This window comes from Streptomyces sp. NPDC090106, from assembly GCF_044747265.1.
Lineage (GTDB): Bacteria > Actinomycetota > Actinomycetes > Streptomycetales > Streptomycetaceae > Streptomyces.
Window position 1 is genome coordinate 240,787 of the sequence record NZ_JBIVDS010000011.1, and the last position, 17,196, is coordinate 257,982.

Consider the following 17,196-nt stretch of genomic DNA (forward strand, 5'->3'; position numbering starts at 1 on the left):
CTCCTCATGTAGTGGCCCGCGGATTCCGTCGGGCAGGCGTCGGCTCGGCCGGCGGACCGGCCGTCAGACCAGCGGCCCGGCCAGCCGGGGCGGCCAGGGCGGTGCGGCCCCCGTGCCGGTGAGTCCGGCCGCCGCCCGCAGCAGGAGGTCCGTGATCTGCCGGTCGTGCGCGTCCTGGTCACCGGCCGGGCTCACGGCCGTACCGGCCGCGACTTCGCGCAGCAGCACCGTCGTTCCGCCGGAGTCGCCCTCGGTGCCGAGGACCCGGAAGCGGGTGCCGGGGCCGAAGAGCACCTCCTGCGGTCCGTCCGGGGCGGCGGAGCCGGTCAGCCCGCGCACCCTGCGCCCGGTCGTCGACCACACGAGGTAACGGTCCCCGGCCGGGACGGCGACCCCCTCCGCCAGGTACGCGCCGACCGGTCCGCGGGGGCACAGTTCGGTACCGGGCAGCGGCGCGCGGGCGCGTGGCGGGAGCGTCCCGGCGGCCCGGACGACGACCCCCCGGTACGAGGGGAGTCTGCGCAGCCCGGACGCCAGCCCGGCGAGACAGGCGTGGACGTCCTCGTCCCCGGCGGCCAGCCGCCGCTCCAGCCAACGCCAGCCGAGCGGCGCGTCGACGAGGGTGAGGAAGGCGCGCACGGCGATGAGGTCGGGCAGCACGACGTCGTCCGGGTCACCGCCCCGCAACCCCGGCGACACCGTCAACACGCGCGCCACGGCGGCCTGTTGCTGCCACCACTCCTCCCCGGCCATCCCGCGCAACGCCTGCCGCTCGGCGGCACCGGTCCGATGGGAGGGCCCGACGGACACGGGAACGGCCACCTGCGCGGGCGGCTCCACCGAGGGCTGGGGCCAGGGCCGGGGCTGTGACTGGGGTTGCCGTTGCAGTTGCGGTTGCGGTTGCGGGGCCACGGTCGATACGACGGGCTGGTCGCGTACGACGGGACGGTGCGGGCCGGAGCGGCGACCGGCGGCGTAGGCCTCGGCGTACCCCGGCGGTACGGCGCCGCCGGCGCGGTTGACGGGCGGCGCGACCGGCGGGGCGGCAGGAGGCACGGACGCGGGCACGGTGGCAACCGGAGCCGGAGTTGGAGTTGGAGTTGGTGCCGGACTCGGACTCGGAGCCGGAGTGGGTATGGAAGCGGGAGTGGGAGTCGTGACGATTGCCGGTGTGGCCACGCGTCGCACCCTCACCCGCATCGGCAGAGCGTGCCAGGGCGCCTCCGGCGTACCGTCCCGGCGGGGTTCCGGCTCCTCCTCGGGCGGCGCGGGCTGGACGTCGTACTCCAGGGGGAGGCCGAGGCGTTCGGCGACGCGGCGCGCCCGGCGTCCGCCGCTCGCGGTGCTCAGCCCCCGCACCCGCAGAGCCGCCCGCTCGACGGCCCCGGGCTCCAGCAGCTCGAGGAAGCCGTCGAGAACCGGCCACACCTCGTCGTCCAGCGGCTGACCGGGCACACCGACGTCGACGACCACGGCGTCAGGCTCCAGCGCCCACCCGATCTGTGCGGGCCGGGCGGTGTCCCGGGGGCCCACCCACAGCCCCGCGCGGGTGACGGCGGCCTGCCACTCCTCGTCCAGGTACAGCGTTCCGTCCCGGTCGAGGACCATGCCGGGCACCGGCGACCGGGGGCGCAGGACGCGTGGCACGGGAGCGCGTCCGCCCCCGGCCGGCGGGCAGGCGACCGCCTCGGCGTAGGGCCGCCGGACCGGTTCGCCGTCCTGCCCCAGGAGCACCACCGCCGCCTCGACAGCCGTACCGTCCGCCGATTCCAGCAGGGCGGGGACACCGCTGACGACCTCCGTCTCGGTGCCGAGGAGGTTCGCGGTCTCCTGGCCCGTGCCGAGCAGGTCCCGCCCGTCCCCGGGGACGAGCCGTACGGCGGAGCGGGCGCGGGACGGCAGCCGGGTGAGCAGCGCGGCGAGGGCCCCGGCGGTGACACCGGGTGTGCCCGGGGCGCCGACGACGACGGTGAGCCGGTCCCCGTCCATGGGGATGGACGCGGCGATGTCCGACACGGAGGGGGACACCGGTCCGGCGGCCCGGACGACCTGGACCCCGGCGGGCACGGACAGGACGACATGACCGTCGACGGCGTCGGAGGCGAGGTGCGCCGCCGCGTCCTCCCAGCCCGGCGCGGGATGGCGTAGCCCCAGCGACCGGGGTTCCCGGCCCGGGACCAGCGACCACCAGCCGCCGACGTCGTCGGACCCGAGGGGCGCGAAGAGCGAACCGCCGGGAGCGACCACGACCGGCCCGGCAGGCGCCACCACCTCCAACTTCCACCCGTCGGCGACCCGTTGCGCCGGGGTGCGCCGACCCGGCCGGTCGGCGACGGCCCCCGCCCACACCAACCGCACCGTGGTGACACCGGACTTCACGAACCGGTCGAGCGTCTGGCCGAGTTGGCGCCACAGGTCACGGGACCCGTCGCCCCCGGCGGCGACGACCACGGTGGCGTGCCGCGGATCCGGATGCCGCAGGGCATCGACGTCCGCCACGAGATCCGCCGGTCGTCGCCCGGCTTCCGGGCGCAGCACCACCACGGGCCCCGCTCCGGTCCGCCCGGCTCCACCGAGCCGCGCGGCGAACGTCCGCAGCGGACCGTGTCCACCGCCGTCACGCCGACTCACGGGGTTCCGTCCTCGCCGGGCCACGCACCGGACCCGCGGTGAGGCGTCTCGCCCATGCCCTCCACCCGCTGTCCTGGCCCCCGTCGCAGGAGGCGCGCCCGATGCCGACCATCGGACCAGAGCCGCCGGAGGACCGACAAGGCCGTCGGCACGGCACTGCCCGTTTGCGGACAGCCCTGCACGACTGGCCATCGCCGCCGCGGTCTCCCCGTGGCCGAAGAGGCGGAGTCGCTGACACGCCGGGCACACGGCCTTCCGTTCCCCGCACCACCCGCCCCAGGTCTCCCATGATCGGCCCGGCACGCGTCCGACCGCGGACCGTCAGCCGTCACCGTTCGACCGTCGAGGAGTGTGTGTGTCCATCCGGAACCGGGTCATCGCGGGCGGCGTTGTCGCCGTGGTGGCCGTCGCGTTGGGCGGTGTGTCGCTGGCATTGGCCGATGTCCCGACCGACGGCCAGGAGATCACCGGCCAGATGACGTACTACAACGACAGCGGCTACGGAGCCTGCGGCGAGGTGCTGGACGCCTCCCGCGAAGACCTGGTCGCGGTCTCCCACGAGTGGTGGACGTCGTCGAACCCGAACAACGACCCCCTGTGCGACGGGGTGGAGGTGGAGGTCTCCTACAACGGGAAGACGATCACGGTCCCGGTCAAGGACATGTGCCCGTCCTGCGACGCGGGTCATCTCGACCTGAGCCAGACGGCGTTCGAGCAGCTCGCCCCGCTGGAGAAGGGCCTGGTCAAGAACATCACCTGGAAGTTCGTCACCGCCAACGGCCGGCCCGTCCCCACCACCTCCCCCTCCCAGAGCAGCGGCGCAGTACCACCGGCAGACGCGACCGTGTCGTCCTTCCCGACCCGCTATGCGGCCCCCTACATAGAGACCTGGAACTCCCCCTCGGTCCTGGCGCAGGCACGTGAGGCGGGACTGCGCTACGCCACCCTCGCGTTCGTCCTGGACGGCGGCGGCTGCACAGCCACGTTGAACGGCAACCAGCCCCTCTCCGACCAGGGCTGGCTCACGGCCGTGCAGGAACTGCGGGCGGACGGCGGGGACGTGATCGCCTCCTTCGGCGGCGCCGCCGGCACCGAACTCGCCCAGGCCTGCACCACAGTGGACGCCCTCAAAACCCAGTACCGGGCGGTTGTGGACACCTACGGGCTGACCCGCCTCGACTTCGACATCGAGGGCGCAGCCCTCGCCGACACGGCGGCCAACACCCGCCGCAACCAGGCCCTGGCAGCCCTCCAACAGGACATCCGGGACGCAGGAGGCCACCTCGACATCCAGTTCACCCTCCCCTCGGGCACCGACGGCCTCCAGGCAGACGGCCTGACCATGCTCCACAGCGCCGAACAGGCAGGCGTGGACGTGTCCCTGGTCAACATCATGACCATGGACTACGGCAGCCAGATCCAGGACATGGGCCAGGCAGCCATCGACGCCGCCACCGCCCTGCACACCCAACTCGCCTCCATCTGGCCGACACTGGGCGACGCCGAGCTGTGGGCCATGCAGGGCAACACCCCCATGATCGGCGTCAACGACACCCCAGGAGAGACCTTCACCCTCGACGACGCCACCCGCCTCACCGACTTCGCCATCGACAAGGGAATCCAGCAACTCGCCTACTGGGCCATCGGCCGCGACAAACCCTGCACCACCACCGGCCAACTCTCCGAAACCTGCAGCGGCACCCCACAACAACCCCACGCCTACCTCACCACCTTCAACAAGACCACCACCACCGCACCCGGAACCGCCACGCTGCGCTCCGGGGCGCTCGACCCGGTGCCCGCGCCCTCCGCATCGGCTTCGGCGTCGGCTTCCGCCGAACCCGTGCTGCTGCCGGAGGGGGCCGTGGAGCCGTCGGCGTCGACGACGCGCGGACAGGGCTCGGGGGCGGCGTCCGGTACGGGACGGACGATCTCCAACGCCTTCACCACCGGCTACACCTGGTTCGACAACACCCCTCGCGGCAGTGCCCAGATCTCGCACCCCGTCGTCCATGACTCGGCCGGTGGCACCGGTACGTGGGAGGACCCGATCACGCTCGCCGTCGGGCACGTCATCGAAGGCGGCAAGGACACCCTCGACTACCCGGCCGGGACGCGGTTCTACTTCCCCAAGGTCCGCCGCTACTTCATCGTCGAGGACGCCTGCGGCGACGGCGGCAGCCCGCAGAACGGGCCCTGTCACAGCCTGTCCTCCGCCCCCGAGGGCGCGACGACCTGGCTCGACATGTACGTCGGCGGGGGCAGCGGGGACAGTGAGTCGGCGGCCGACGCCTGTCTGGGGAAGCTGACGGGCCTGACCACCGTGATCCAGGACCCGGCCGAGAACCTGCCCGTGGTCAAGGGGCCCCTGTTCTCCGGCGGTTCCTGCACCGCCACCTACGACGACTGAGAGCCGAGCAGCCCCGTCCAGTCCCGCCAGGCACGTACCAGGTCCCGGGCCGCCTCATGGTCCGGGACGGGCGTGACGGACGGCTCGGGTGGTTCGTCGGGGGCGAGTTCGCGCATCAGGACCACGCCGGGTGCGTCGGGGTCGGGCTCCAGGACCCTGAACCGGGTGCCGGGCAGGAAGAGCACCCGGTCGGGGCTGAGCGGGTCCAGGAGGTCGGTGCGGCGGCCCGCGGTGGACCAGATGACGAAGTCGGTGTCGCCGGGGGTGTCCGCCGGGCCCCGCGTCGACGCCTCGCAGGCCAGCGGGTCGGTCAAGGTGGGACGACTTGCGTACCACCGGCGCGTGGGCTCGTCGAGGGTGGCGCGCAGGCCGGTCGGGCCGTGGTGGACGGGGAGCATGAGCAATCCCCGGCGGAGCAGGCCGAGTTCCTCCGCTCCCCCTTCTTCCGCCGCTCTCCCTTCTTCCGCCGCTCCCCCGGCGGCGGCTCCGGCCAGGCGGCCGAGTACGGCGGACAGTGCGGCGACCGCGTCGGATTCCGTCTCCTGGCCGGTGAGTTCGGGGTGGCGGCGCAGTACCTCGGCCGCGAGGGCGGTCAGCCCCGTGCGGGCGTGAGCGCCGGAAGCGGGCGCGGTGGGGGTGTCGTACGGGAGGGCGGGGCGGCAGACGCCGAGGCGTACCGCGCGGCGCAGGTCGGGTGGGAAGGTGCGGGTCAACTCCTGCGCCAGGCGGCGCAGCAGGGGGTCCTGGTCGTCCGATCCGGCGTCGCACAGGACGCGTTCGCGGTCGGGTTCGGGGTCGGCGTCGCGCACCCGGGCGGCGTGCGTGGCGTAGGCGGGGTGTGCGGGAGGCCGGGAGGGTCGTAGCCACAGGCCGCTGCGGATCACCTCGACGACCACGTCGTCGGTGATCCGGTGGACGCCGGGGGTGAGTTCCGGCAGGTGGTCGAGGGGCCAGCGGTGGTCCGCCGCGTACGGCGAGGGCGCTGCCCCGGCCGCGTCGGCGGATGGGGGCAGGTGGACGAACTCCCGTGCGCGCAACGGCCGTCCGGGGGTGCCGTCGGGGTGGGTGAGGAGGACGTCGTCGCCGTCGTCGCCCGGTCGGGGCGGGCCGCCGAGGAGGTGGACGGGTTCGCCGACGACCTGGGCGAGGACGTCCCCGAAGTGGCGTCCGCCGCTGAGCCGGGCCGGTCCGTGGCAGAAGAACCGGACGGCGGGGCGGAGTCGGGCGGGGAGGTCCTGCCAGAGGCGGGCGACGTCCGCGACCGGGACGGCGGGGGCGCCGGGCGCGCCGACCGCGACGGTGAGCCGGTCCGGGCGGACGCCGACGGCGCGCAGAAGGCGGTCGCGGTGGCCGTCCGGGTCGGTGAGGCCTTCGGCGGGGCGCAGCCACACCCCGGCGGGGAGGGGTTCGGCGACGCTGCGGCCGAGCGGCCAGGGCCGGTCGGGGAGCGCCGGTGCCCAGAGGGGCCGGGGGAAGGTCCGGGAGTCGGGCTCGCCGGGGGCGCCGGGCGGGCAGCGCAGCCAGCCGGGGCCGTGGCCGGGGGCGGCCCAGAGGCCTCCGCCGGGGAGGGGCAGGAGGGGGCCCGTGGCGGTGACGACCGTGCGGTCCAGGCGTTCGGCGAGCCGCCGGGCGACGGCCACGGCGTCCCGCAGGGGCGGCCGGCCGAACACCAGCCGCAGTTCGCCGGTCCCGGCGGGGACGGCCCGGGCGAACCGGTCGAGGGCGGTGTCGTCGGCGCCGTCGGGCAGGTCGGCCACGACGACGACGGTGTGCGGGTCGGTGTCGGGGGCGAGTCCGGCGGTGAAGGCGAGGGCGCGCGCGTCGGCGGGGCCCGCCGGGGCGATCAGCCAGGCGTGGCCCGCGCGGTGGGCGGTGAAGCGGGCGGCGGAGGCGGGGTTCGCGGCAGGCGTCCGCGGGGGCCGGTGGGCCGGTGGGGCTGTCACATCGTGGTGCCGGTCGACCACAGCACCGTGCCGCCCTGCACGATCACCATGTTGCCGTCGGCGCGCAGGACGAGCCGGGCGCCGTCGTGGCCGTCGGTGCGGGAGGACCAGACGGTTCGGGAGTCCCCGGCGTAGACGGCGAGGTTGCCGTCGGCCTGGAAGACGGCCTTGACGCCGCCCTGTCCGGCGGTGCCGGACCACCACAGGGGGGTGCCGGCCTTGTCGTAGAGGACGAGGTTGCCGTCGCCCTGGAAGGCGAGCACGATCCGGTTGGTGGACCAGGTCTGGCCCGCTTCGAGGACGCTGGTGCCCTGGATCGCGGTGCTCGTCCACTGGGTGCTGGGGGTGGGGTTCGCCGTGGTGGTGGCGCTGCGGGGGGTCGCGGCGCTGGTGGTGGTGCCGGTGGCGCGGGGTTCGGACAGGACGGTGACCGGTCGGCCGGACTCGGTGGGCGCGGTCGCGGCGACGGCGTCGATACGGTCGTGCCCGCCCTTCCCGTCGTCGCCGGCCGGTGTGCCGGAGGACGCCTTCGGGCTCGGTGCGGCGGTGACGTCGTCGGTGCCGTCGGCGTAGGGCGTGGCCTCGGGGTCGGTGTCCTCGGCTCCGGCCTGGACCGCCTGGGAGGGCGCGTCCTCGTTCAGGAAGTGCGGGACCAGCAGGAACAGGGCGCTGAGGACGCCCGCGCCCGCCAGGACGGGCTTGGAGAGGCGGAGGCGGGAGCCGCGTTCACCGCGGCCGGCCCGTTCACCTCGGTCGCCCCGTTCGCCGGACGTGCGGGGTCGCGCGGCGGAGGTCGTGACGTCGTGGGTCCGATGGTGCGCGGGCGCGGGCGTGAGCCGGGTGTCCGGTTCGTCGGCGTCCGCCGGGGCGGCCACCCCGGCGGCCGGGGTGGTGGCGGGGTGCTCCTCCGGGGGCGGGAAGTCCCAGGGCAGTTCGCTCTCCCAGACCGCCGCCTGGCCACCGGGCGCCCCTGCGGACCCCGCCGGACGGTCGGGCTCGGCGGATTCGGCGGGGCGACCGCTGGGCGGCTCGCGGTGGTTCATCTCCATGCCCTTCCCGGTGCAGTGGACAGGTGGCCGCTCCCAGGTCGCCGCCGTCGCGGGCAGCCTAGGAAGGCCGGGCGCGGGGCGCGGGGTGTGCCGGACGGGCGTGCACGGACGTACATCACTCGTACCCTTCAGGACACTTGACGGCAGGTCAGGGGAACGGATGACCACGGGACGCGTCAGAGGATGCCCATGCGGATGGCGTAGGCGACGGCGTGGGTGCGGTTGCGCAGTTCGAGCCGTTTGATCACGGCCTGGATGACGCTCTTGATGAGACGTTCCGAGTAGCTGAGCTTGGTGGCGATCTCCACGGTGTCCAGGCCCTCGGCGAGGAGTTGCAGGACGTCGACCTCGCGCTGGGAGAGTTCGATCGGCAGCAGCCCGGAGTGGCTCTCGGTGCGCTGCATGGTGCGCATCCGGTCGAGCAGCATGCTCATCAGCACCGGGGGCAGCACGGCCCGCCCCTGGTAGGCCTCGACGGCCGCGGCGACGATCTGGCTGAAGCTGGTGTAGGGGCGGACGAGGAAGCTGACCAGGCCGTGGTTGACGGCGAGGGCGAGCTGCTGCTCGGAGATGGTGTCGGCGATGAGCACGACCCGGACCCGGCCGCCGGAGGCGAGGTTCGCGCGGCTCATCAGGGACAGGGTCTTGCCGCTCACCGCGGCCGTCAGGACGATCAGGACGTCGGCGTGGGCGACGTCCTCGGTGGGCAGCAGCCTGACCCTGCGGTCGGCCTCCAGGAAGCTCGCCGTCCCGTCGCGCGTGAGGAGGTCGTCGGCCTGTACGGCGACCGCGGGAACCGGGATCACGTCTTGTTCGTCAGCAGGCATGGAACTCCTTGTCGAGAGCGCGACTGCGCACGGACCGGGCGCGCCCCGGACGAGCCCCGGTCCCGGGCCACCCGAGTGTCCGGCCCTGCCGATCGGGCCGTGAACTGCGCGCTCCCCCACTCGGATCCGATCATCACAGCTCATCGGGTGCGGACTCACGGTCAGCCGTCTGACCATGCACTATCAAGCAGAAGCAGTGCACTGACGAACAAGTTTCCGGTGCCGAGGACGGCTCTTGCGGCCCCGCCGCCGACCGGATCGGACATTGAGGTGACGAACCGTCAAAACCCCTTATGCCGCGCGGATCAGGTACGGGAGTACACACGTACCCAGTCGACGGACATACGGGCCGGCAGGGTCGTCTCGTCGGTGACGGGTCCGGGCCACACGCCGCCGACCGCGAGGTTGAGCAGCAGGTAGAACTCGTGGTCGAAGACCCAGGACCGGCCCGGCCGCGGGCGTTCGCGGTGGTATGCCCTGCCGTCGAGTGTCCAGGTGACCTGTTTGCCGGTCCATTCGACGCCGTAGGTGTGGAAGCCGTCGGCGAGGATCTCCCCGCCGGTCAACTCCTCATGTCCTCCCGCCCCTTCGTCGGCGTAGCCGGGGCCGTGCAGGGTGCCGTGGACCGTGGCGGGTTCACCGCCCACGACCTCCATGACGTCGATCTCCCCGTTGGCGGGCCAGGAGTTGGTGTCGTCGTCGGCGCCCATCATCCAGAAGGCGGGCAGGGTCGCCGAGCCCTGCGGGACCTTGATGCGTGCCTCGAACCTGCCGTACCTCTGGGCGAAGAGACCCTTAGTGGTCAGGCGTGCGGAGGTGATGTCACACGTGCCGTACGCGCAGTCCGCCATCCCCGGCAGCCGTTCCCGGCGCGCGGTGAGGGACAGGTGGCCCCGCCCGTCGAGGGCCGCGTTGGAGGGCCGTTCCGTGTAGTACTGCCACTCCTCGTTGCCCCACTGCGGCTCCCCGCCCACGTCATGGACCCACCGCGCGGGATCAGGGGGTGTGCCCTCGGCGCCGCCGAACTCGTCCGACCACGACAGCCGCCACCCGCCGTCGGCGTTCTTCGAGGGGTCGGTGGCGGACGGGGCCGCGCAGGACGCCAGCAGCGCGAGCGCCCCGGCAGCGGCGGCGAGCCGCAGGACGACCGGTCGGCGTGAGAACACGGAGGCACACGGGAGGAAGGACACGGCACCTCAGTGGGTTCGACGGTACGGACGATCGCAGCCGTCCACCCTACTGGGGGCCGGTGGGACGGCCTGATGGCGTTGGCCGACCCGGAACGGACCTGGTCCCGCCGCCGCGACGGCGGGACCAGTGATCTGCTTGCGCTGCTTGCGCTGCTTGCGCTGCTTGCGCTGCTTGCGGGCTAGAAGCCGACGACCCAGCGCTGCGCGAGGGTTCCGTTGCACTCCCAGATCTGCAGGGCGAGTCCGGGGGTGGTCCGGCTCTCCGGTACGTCGACGCAGAAGCCGGTGTCGCGGAATCCGACGCGCGACTCCAGTTCCACGACGTCGGGCAGATCCGTGCCGGTGTTGAACTCCTCGTTGCTGATCGACTTGCACGTGCCCTGGAGCAGACGTGCTCCGTCGGAGGCACCGTCGAAGGCGTCGAAGCAGTAGCCGCTGAGCTGGTTCAGGAAGCGGTAGTGGTGGGTGCCGACCTGGGTGTAGCTCCAGCCCTGCGCGAGGCTTCCGGTCACACAGGTCGCCTGCACGATCGGCGCGAACTCCTGTGTGGAGCCGCCCGCGGGCTGGAGGCACAGGCCGTTGCCGACGTTCTTGACGGGGGCGAACGCGGAGGCCTGCACGGAGGCGGGCGTGGTCGACGCCGGCTGTGCGTCGGCGCTGGGTGCGGTGGCGGCCAGAGCGGCGCTGGCCAGGAGTGCGGTGGCGGCCAGGCCGCCGATTCTCTTGCTCGGAGTAGCGCGCATGATCTCGGAGTTCTCCTTCGACGGGTGCTGGTGACCGGCGGTGCGGATCCGGCGGTGCGGATCGGCTCTTCCGCGCCGTCACGCTTGCGGTTTCGGACGAACGTGGCAGGCCGGTGAGGGACACGCGTCGGACAATCGTTGAATCGACCATTCGGACCCGGTAGGAACGGGTGTGCGATGTCTGGGCCTCGGGGGGGGGGAGCGCAGCCAGGATGACGGTGGAATTCGGTGTGCTGGGCAGCATTGAGGGCAGCGTCGACGGGCGTCCCTTGGCACTGGGGCACGTACGCCAGCGCGGTGTGCTGGCCGTGCTGCTGGTGGGTGTGGGCCATCCGGTGACGGTGGACCAACTGATCGACCGGGTCTGGGGAGAACGGCCTCCACGGCAGGCCCGCAGCACGCTGCGCGGTTACCTCTCCCGGCTGAGACAGGCCCTGACCGCCACCGACGAGGCGGTCATCGCGCGGCAGCCCGGCGGCTACCTCCTGGCCGCCGCGCCGACGGTGCGCGTGGACGTCCGTTCCTTCCGCCGGCTGGTCGGACAGGCGCGATGCACCGACGACGACAGCCGCGCCGCGGCCCTGTTCGACGAGGGCCTGCGACTGTGGCGCGCGGAGCCCTTCGCGACCCTGGACACTCCCTGGCTGAACGCGCTGCGGGACAGCCTGCTCCAGGAGCGGCTGGCGGCCGAACTGGACCTGGGCGACGTGCGATTACGGCTCGGGCAGCACACCGCGCTGCTGCCCGAGTTGTCGGCCCGCGCCGCGGCGCACCCCCTGGACGAGCGGCTCGCCGCCCAGTTGATGCTCGCTCTGCACCGCTGCGGCCGTTCCGCCGAAGCCCTGGACCGGTACCACCGCATCCGCGGCCGGTTGGGCCGTGAACTGGGCATGGAACCCGGAGCCGGGCTGCGGGAGATCCAGGGCATCGTCCTGCGACAGGACAGCGCCCCCGTCCCCCTCGCCCGACCCGCTCCGCCCCCGGCACAACTACCACTTTCCGCAGCCGCGTTCAGCGGTCGCGACGGCGAACTCGCCCTGCTTGACGGCCTCTTGCCCTCCATGTCCGGTACCGCCGGGGTACGGCCCACCGCGGTGGTCATCTGGGCGGTGTCGGGCGCCGCGGGGGTCGGCAAGACCGCGCTCACCGTGCACTGGGCCCACAAGGCGCGGGAGGCTTTCCCCGACGGGCAGTTGTACGTGAACCTGCGCGGGTTCGTCCACGGCGGGTCGATCACGCACCCGGCCGAGGCGGTGCGCGGGTTCCTGGACGCTCTGGGGGTGCCCCCGGCCCGTGTCCCGAACGGTCTGCAGGCACAGACGGGCTTGTACCGGAGCCTGCTCGCCGGACGGCGTGTGCTGGTGGTGCTGGACAACGCGCGGGACGCCGAACAGGTGCGTCCCCTGCTGCCCGGTGCCCCCGGCTGCCTGGCCCTGGTCACCAGCCGCAACCGCCTCACCGGCCTGGCCGCGACCGAGGGCGCCCGGCTGCTGCCCGTGGACCTGCTCTCCCCCGCCCAGGCCCGGAACCTGCTGACCGGGCGTCTCGGGCCCGCGCGCACGGACGCCGAGCCCGCCGCCGTCGACGAGATCGTCACGCGGTGCGCCGGGCTGCCGCTGGCACTCGCGGTCGTGGCGGCGCGCGCCGCCGCCCGGCCACACGTCCCGCTCGCCACCCACGCCCAGGAACTGCGCGAATCCGACAGCCGCCTGGACGCCCTGGACGGCGGGGACCCGGCCACCCGGTTACGGGCCGTGTTCTCCTGGTCGTACCAGGCACTGAGCAGCGACGCCGCCCGGCTCTTCCGCCTCCTGGGGCTCCACCCGGGACCGCACACCGCCCTGCCCGCGGTCGCCGCCCTCGCCGCGCTGCCCCCTGACCGAGCCCGTGCGCTGCTGTCCGAACTGACCCTCGGCAACCTTCTGACCGAACACACCCCGGGGCGGTACGCCCTGCACGACCTGCTCCGTATCTACGCCGCGGAACTGGTCAACGGCGAGGACAGCGCCGCCGCCCGGCACGCGGCGACGCACCGGTTGCTCGACCACTACCTGCACACCGCCCACGCCGCCGACAGACTGCTGACCCCTCGCAGACACGTTCCGGCCGGTCTGGCACCGGCCGTGCCGGGAGCCGCTCCCGAACGCCTCCTCGACCGTCGCCAGGCGCTGGACTGGTTCGCCGCCGAGACACCCGTCGTCCTCGCCGCCATCGACCAGGCCCTCGCCGGATTCGAGTCCCACACCTGGCAGTTGGCCGCGGCCGTCGCCACCTCCCTGAACCGGCAGGGACGGTGGTCCGCGCTGGCCGCAGCCCACACGACCGCGCTCGACGCCGCGCGACGTGTCGACGACAAAACCGGGCAGGCAGGCTCGCACCACGGTCTCGCCCTCGCCCACATCCGGCTGGACCACGTCCGAGCCGCCTGCACCCACTACTCGCTCGCGGTGGACCTGTTCAGGCAGCTCGGCGACGACACCGGCCAGGCCCGTATCCACAAACACCTCGGCAGGCTGGCCTCGGACCGGGGCGAGCACCAGCACGCGCTCCGTCAGGCCCACCTCGCGCTGACGCGCTACACGGCCGCGGGCCATGTGCTCGGGCAGGCCATCGCCCTGGACGACATCGGCCGGTACCACGTCAGGCTCGACGCCGACCCGCGGGCGGCTCTGGACCACGTCCGGCGAGCCCTCGCCCTGGTCGAGGAGATCGGCGACGCCAACGGCCAGGCGTACACCTGGGGCAGCCTCGGGTACATCCACCATCACCTCGGCGAGTACGCGCGGGCCGTCGACTGCTACCGGCGGGCCACCGACCTCTACCGCAAGGCCGACGACCGCTATCACGAGGCCGCCAGTCTCACCGACCTAGGCAACACCCAGCACGCCGCGGCGCTCCTGGACGCCGCGCGCGAGGCATGGACCCGGGCCCTGGCCATCACCGACGAGATCGGCCTGCCCGGCACCGCCCCGCTGCGCGCCGGCCTGCTCCGCAGCCTCAACCACCCTCATCCGGGAGGTTCTTGACCATGTCTCGCCGGGACTCGACCGGCCGATGAGGGCGGTCCGTCAGGCCGTCCGGTACATCAAGCGCGCCGGTCCACGGTGGCGAGCACGGTTCATGCTCGCGCGCCGGGGTCCGGGTCGGCAGAGGTGGTGTCCCTTCGGTCGTGGGCGACGAGCAGGGAGAGCAGACCGGCGAGATCGACTTCGACAGCAGTCACACCCTGCTGCGGACACTGGAAGACGCCCTGGACCAGTCCGCCGACGGCCTCGAAGTGGACCTCGCCCGCATCTCGTTCTGCGACTGCTCCGGACTCAACGCCCTGTTGCTGATACGACAACGAGCGTGCGAGACGGCCAAGACCCTCACCGTGCGTGTCTCCAGCCCGGCCGTACAGCACCTGCTCGAACTGACCGGCACCCTCGACACCCTCACCGCGACGCACCCGGAACAGGGCGCGGCCCCGGCGGACGACGCCGTCCGGACAGAGAACGACCAACTGCGACGCGCCATGCAGACCCGCCCCGCCATAGACATCGCCCGCGGCATCCTCATGGCCTCCTACACCCTCAGCGCCGCCCAGGCCGCTCGTCGGCCACCTCGCGAAAGCCATCGAAGAGCACGCGGCGTAGGTAAGCCGGGTGAACAAGCGTGCCCTTTTCGGTGCCGGCGCGGTTGACGAACACGTTGGTGATCGGAGATGCCGTCGGTGTCGCGTCGCGCGGGCTGAGGCGTCCGCGTACGTGGGTGCGGGCGGCAGAGGGTATGAGGAGTGATCTTCTGTGACGAACCGAGCACGTGTGTCCCAGCGGCAGCGGGTGGCCGGCGAGGCCGGACGACGGGCCGCCTCGGCGGCCCGTCTGGCCCGGACGCCGCGACAGCACGGCGTGCGGGGCAAGGTCATGGGCACAGGGACGGAGACGGGTACGGGTACCGGGACGGGGACCACGTCGGGAATCGCCTCGGGGACCGCGTCGGGTTCCGTGCCTGCCGCACGGCAGGAGGCGGGTCCCGGCAGCAGTAACGGTCCGGCGGAGTCGGTGAAGCGACCGCGGCGGCTCGACGCGCCCGACCGCTATCCGTACGCCGCGATCAAGCAGACACTCCACCGCGCCGGCTGCCGCAAGGTGGAGCAGTCCTTCGGTTCGGCCGACGACGTCCCGGAGGGAACCGTGCTGGACGTCCAGGAGGCCGCGGCATGGGTCGGCGAGCGGGTCGGGCCGCGCGGCGGCCTGCGCTACCGCCTGTGCGGGGTGTGCGAGCCCGAGACGCCCGCGGTCTGACAGCGGCGGGCCCCGACCAGCGGCCCGCCCGGTGCGAGTGACGCGGGGCACCCACCGCCCCGCGTCACTTCGCCGCCCGCGTCGACTACGCGACGAAGACGGCTACTTCACGACGACGTAGTCCCCGTTCGAGGACTTCGAGCCGGAAACCGAGTTGCCGTAGAACGCCCACCGCCAGGTGCCCGAACGGGTCGCCTTCGCCGTGGCCTTGAGCGATCCCGTACTGCTCGACGTCACCTTCTTGACCGTCGTGTACGAGGAGGAGCCGGCCGCCTTGAACTGGAGGCTCACCGTGCGGCCCGCGTACGCCTGGTACGTGTGGGTGTCCCAGTTGGCCCGGGTGATCTTCCCGGTCACGGTGATCGTGCGCCCGGCGGTGACGGGCTCGGGTGAGGCGTTGGCGGTGACACGGGTGGCGCGCTTGATCTGCAGGGGGAGGTTCAGGTCGTCGGTGTCGTAGGCGTCACCGGCGAGGTAGACCCGGCCCGCGGTCTTCCAGGTGCCCGCGTCCTCGTTGCCGAAGTCGATGTGGCGCGGGTCGATGTAGAGCCATTCGTCGAAGTCGCAGATCCCCTTCGCCTTGTCCACGACCTCGCAGTCACTCGTGATGATCGCGGTCTGCGGGGTGTCCCCCGAGGTGGCGTTCCCCCGGTAGGGGTACACCGTCGGCCCGCCGTCGTACTTGAGCTTGGTCGTCATCCGGAAGGAGGCGGGGACCTCCACCTCTTCCGTGACGCCGACCACGATCGGCTTCCCGCCGTTCACCGACACCCGGGAGAAGGAAACCCCTCCCTCGGCCGCCCCGGCAGGTACGGCCGCCACCCCGGTGAGCAGTATGGCGGCCCCACCTGCCACGAGCGCGCACCGCGCTCTCTTCCCCGTCCTCAACAACCTCGCGTCCCCTCTCCTCGCGACCCGGACCGCACTTGCGCGGTCGCACCGGCCGCATGTCCGATCCGGCGGTTGTCCGACTGTGGGACCGGGGAGGGCCGTGCCCGGTTGTATGCAGGACGGCAACGATTCGATCACCCCAGGGGGTGCGGATCAGTCCCCGTCCGCCGGACCTGGCTGGGGGATGCCTCCCTCCGGCAGGCTCGTCGTGGCGTCCCAGAGGCGGGTGAACTGCCTGAGCCGGTGTTCCACGTGGGCGGAGCGGGCGTTGAGGGTGGTCTTGGCGTTGACGTCCTTGGTGTCCTGGTCGATCTCGTAGCTCAGTTCCCGGTCGAAGACGATGAAGTCGCTCTGGGTGCCGAGCCGTGCCCAGGGCGGCAGTTGGGTGAGGGCCACCACGCGGGAGTCGAGCCCGAGCGCGCGTTGGTTGGCGCACAGCGCGAGCACTTCCGCGTCGATCTGGTCCTCGTCGTCGACGAGGAAGAGGCGGCGGATCTCCACGCCCCGGGCCAGGGCGTCGCTCTGGGCCTCCAGATAGCGGGCGGCGGGCTCGCTGCCCCAGAAGTGCCGGTCGACGGAGGTGCTGGTCGCGTCGAGGCTGTGCTGGATGCAGCGGGTGAGGTCGATGAGCCAGTCCTGGTTCTCGCCCAGGCAGTCCGCGCTGCGGCTGCTGAGGTTCTCCAGCAGTCCGGCCAGGCGCTCGATCTCCTCGCTGGCGAAGGTCTTCACGGTCTCGTTGTTGAGCTCGCCGCACTCCGTGGCCCGCCGGGCCAGTTTGATGACCGCGTCCGAGCGCAGCACCGAGCGGTCCACGTTGCTGAACAGTTCGGTCGCCGCGTTGATCTGCCGGAACCGGTCGTCGACCAGTGCGGTGAGGGCGGCGTGATGGCTGACCAGGTCGGCCTTGAAGTCCCGGATCAGTCCGGCCTGGCTGCTCTCGATCTCCTCCAGCCGTTTCTCGAAGTCGACCAGGTACTGCACGATGAGGGCCGCGCCGCCGATGACGATGGAGGCGGTCAGGTTCCATACGTCTCCGGCGCCCTGGTTCTCGTCGAGCGCGTTGGTGACGAGCAGGGCGATGCCGAAGACCACGACGGTCACCAGGGTCTTCATGAGGACCGGCGGGATCCGCAGTCCCCGGTTGTCCGGCCGCCGGGGCTGCGGGGTGGCGGGCGGTGGTGCCGGGTTCACCGGTGTGGTGGTGGTCGCTGGTGCTCCGTTCATGG

The 17,196-nt window shown here is 72.9% G+C and carries 12 protein-coding genes; 4 read left to right on the forward strand and 8 right to left on the reverse strand.

Translation table 11 applies throughout. The features are described 5' to 3' along the window. Nucleotides 1-63 precede the first annotated feature (63 nt). Nucleotides 64-2,631, reverse strand: a complete 2,568-nt coding sequence (locus ACIPSE_RS32585; RefSeq protein ID WP_401669676.1) for a hypothetical protein — start codon at nt 2,629-2,631, stop codon at nt 64-66. Nucleotides 2,632-2,986: 355 nt separating this feature from the next. Here ACIPSE_RS32585 and ACIPSE_RS32590 point away from each other — a divergent pair, with 355 nt between their 5' ends. Beyond that, nucleotides 2,987-5,041: a cysteine/serine endopeptidase inhibitor gene (locus ACIPSE_RS32590; protein ID WP_401669679.1), complete on the forward strand. Its 2,055-nt coding sequence runs from the start codon at nt 2,987-2,989 to the stop codon at nt 5,039-5,041. Here the strand turns inward: ACIPSE_RS32590 and ACIPSE_RS32595 are convergent. The 5 genes from ACIPSE_RS32595 to ACIPSE_RS32615 all read right to left on the reverse strand — a co-directional run bounded on the left by ACIPSE_RS32595 (nt 5,029) and on the right by ACIPSE_RS32615 (nt 10,793). Then, nucleotides 5,029-6,984: a hypothetical protein gene (locus tag ACIPSE_RS32595; RefSeq protein ID WP_401669682.1), complete on the reverse strand. Its 1,956-nt coding sequence runs from the start codon at nt 6,982-6,984 to the stop codon at nt 5,029-5,031. The two genes, ACIPSE_RS32590 and ACIPSE_RS32595, sit on opposite strands and share 13 nt — an antisense overlap. Beyond that, on the reverse strand, nt 6,981-8,033 hold the full coding sequence (locus tag ACIPSE_RS32600) for a hypothetical protein (RefSeq protein WP_401669685.1): 1,053 nt from the start codon (nt 8,031-8,033) through the stop codon (nt 6,981-6,983). The genes ACIPSE_RS32595 and ACIPSE_RS32600 overlap by 4 nt, the downstream gene beginning before the upstream one ends. 176 nt (nt 8,034-8,209) lie before the next feature. Further along, on the reverse strand, nt 8,210-8,860 hold the full coding sequence (locus ACIPSE_RS32605) for a response regulator transcription factor (RefSeq protein ID WP_401669687.1): 651 nt from the start codon (nt 8,858-8,860) through the stop codon (nt 8,210-8,212). Nucleotides 8,861-9,165: 305 nt separating this feature from the next. Further along, nucleotides 9,166-10,026, reverse strand: a complete 861-nt coding sequence (locus ACIPSE_RS32610) for a family 16 glycosylhydrolase (protein WP_401669689.1) — start codon at nt 10,024-10,026, stop codon at nt 9,166-9,168. Between the two features lie 203 nt (nt 10,027-10,229). After that, nucleotides 10,230-10,793: an RICIN domain-containing protein gene (locus ACIPSE_RS32615; protein WP_401669692.1), complete on the reverse strand. Its 564-nt coding sequence runs from the start codon at nt 10,791-10,793 to the stop codon at nt 10,230-10,232. 212 nt (nt 10,794-11,005) lie between these two features. On the opposite strand from ACIPSE_RS32615, the gene ACIPSE_RS32620 reads away from it, so the two are divergent. The 3 genes from ACIPSE_RS32620 to ACIPSE_RS32630 all read left to right on the forward strand — a co-directional run bounded on the left by ACIPSE_RS32620 (nt 11,006) and on the right by ACIPSE_RS32630 (nt 15,079). Further along, nucleotides 11,006-13,819 carry a BTAD domain-containing putative transcriptional regulator gene (locus tag ACIPSE_RS32620; RefSeq protein WP_401669694.1) on the forward strand — a complete coding sequence of 938 codons (2,814 nt, stop codon included), beginning with the start codon at nt 11,006-11,008 and terminating at the stop codon, nt 13,817-13,819. A gap of 143 nt (nt 13,820-13,962) precedes the next feature. Then, nucleotides 13,963-14,475: an STAS domain-containing protein gene (locus ACIPSE_RS32625; protein WP_401669696.1), complete on the forward strand. Its 513-nt coding sequence runs from the start codon at nt 13,963-13,965 to the stop codon at nt 14,473-14,475. Between the two features lie 103 nt (nt 14,476-14,578). Then, entirely contained in the window at nt 14,579-15,079 is a 501-nt protein-coding gene (locus tag ACIPSE_RS32630; protein ID WP_401669698.1) for a hypothetical protein, read from the forward strand. A gap of 102 nt (nt 15,080-15,181) precedes the next feature. Here the strand turns inward: ACIPSE_RS32630 and ACIPSE_RS32635 are convergent, their stop codons facing one another. Next, nucleotides 15,182-15,934, reverse strand: a complete 753-nt coding sequence (locus ACIPSE_RS32635; protein WP_401669701.1) for a hypothetical protein — start codon at nt 15,932-15,934, stop codon at nt 15,182-15,184. A 189-nt stretch (nt 15,935-16,123) separates the two neighbouring features. Continuing rightward, nucleotides 16,124-17,194 carry a DUF6879 family protein gene (locus tag ACIPSE_RS32640; protein WP_401669703.1) on the reverse strand — a complete coding sequence of 357 codons (1,071 nt, stop codon included), beginning with the start codon at nt 17,192-17,194 and terminating at the stop codon, nt 16,124-16,126. Nucleotides 17,195-17,196: the final 2 nt, after the last annotated feature.

Excerpts from the sequence above, each read along its gene's own strand:
- ACIPSE_RS32600 (WP_401669685.1), bottom strand. The coding sequence starts at position 8,033 with ATGGAGATGAACCACCGCGAGCCGCCCAGCGGTCGCCCCGCCGAATCC.
- ACIPSE_RS32605 (WP_401669687.1), bottom strand. The coding sequence starts at position 8,860 with ATGCCTGCTGACGAACAAGACGTGATCCCGGTTCCCGCGGTCGCCGTA.
- ACIPSE_RS32615 (WP_401669692.1), bottom strand. The coding sequence starts at position 10,793 with ATGCGCGCTACTCCGAGCAAGAGAATCGGCGGCCTGGCCGCCACCGCA.
- ACIPSE_RS32620 (WP_401669694.1), top strand. The coding sequence starts at position 11,006 with ATGACGGTGGAATTCGGTGTGCTGGGCAGCATTGAGGGCAGCGTCGAC.
- ACIPSE_RS32640 (WP_401669703.1), bottom strand. The coding sequence starts at position 17,194 with ATGAACGGAGCACCAGCGACCACCACCACACCGGTGAACCCGGCACCA.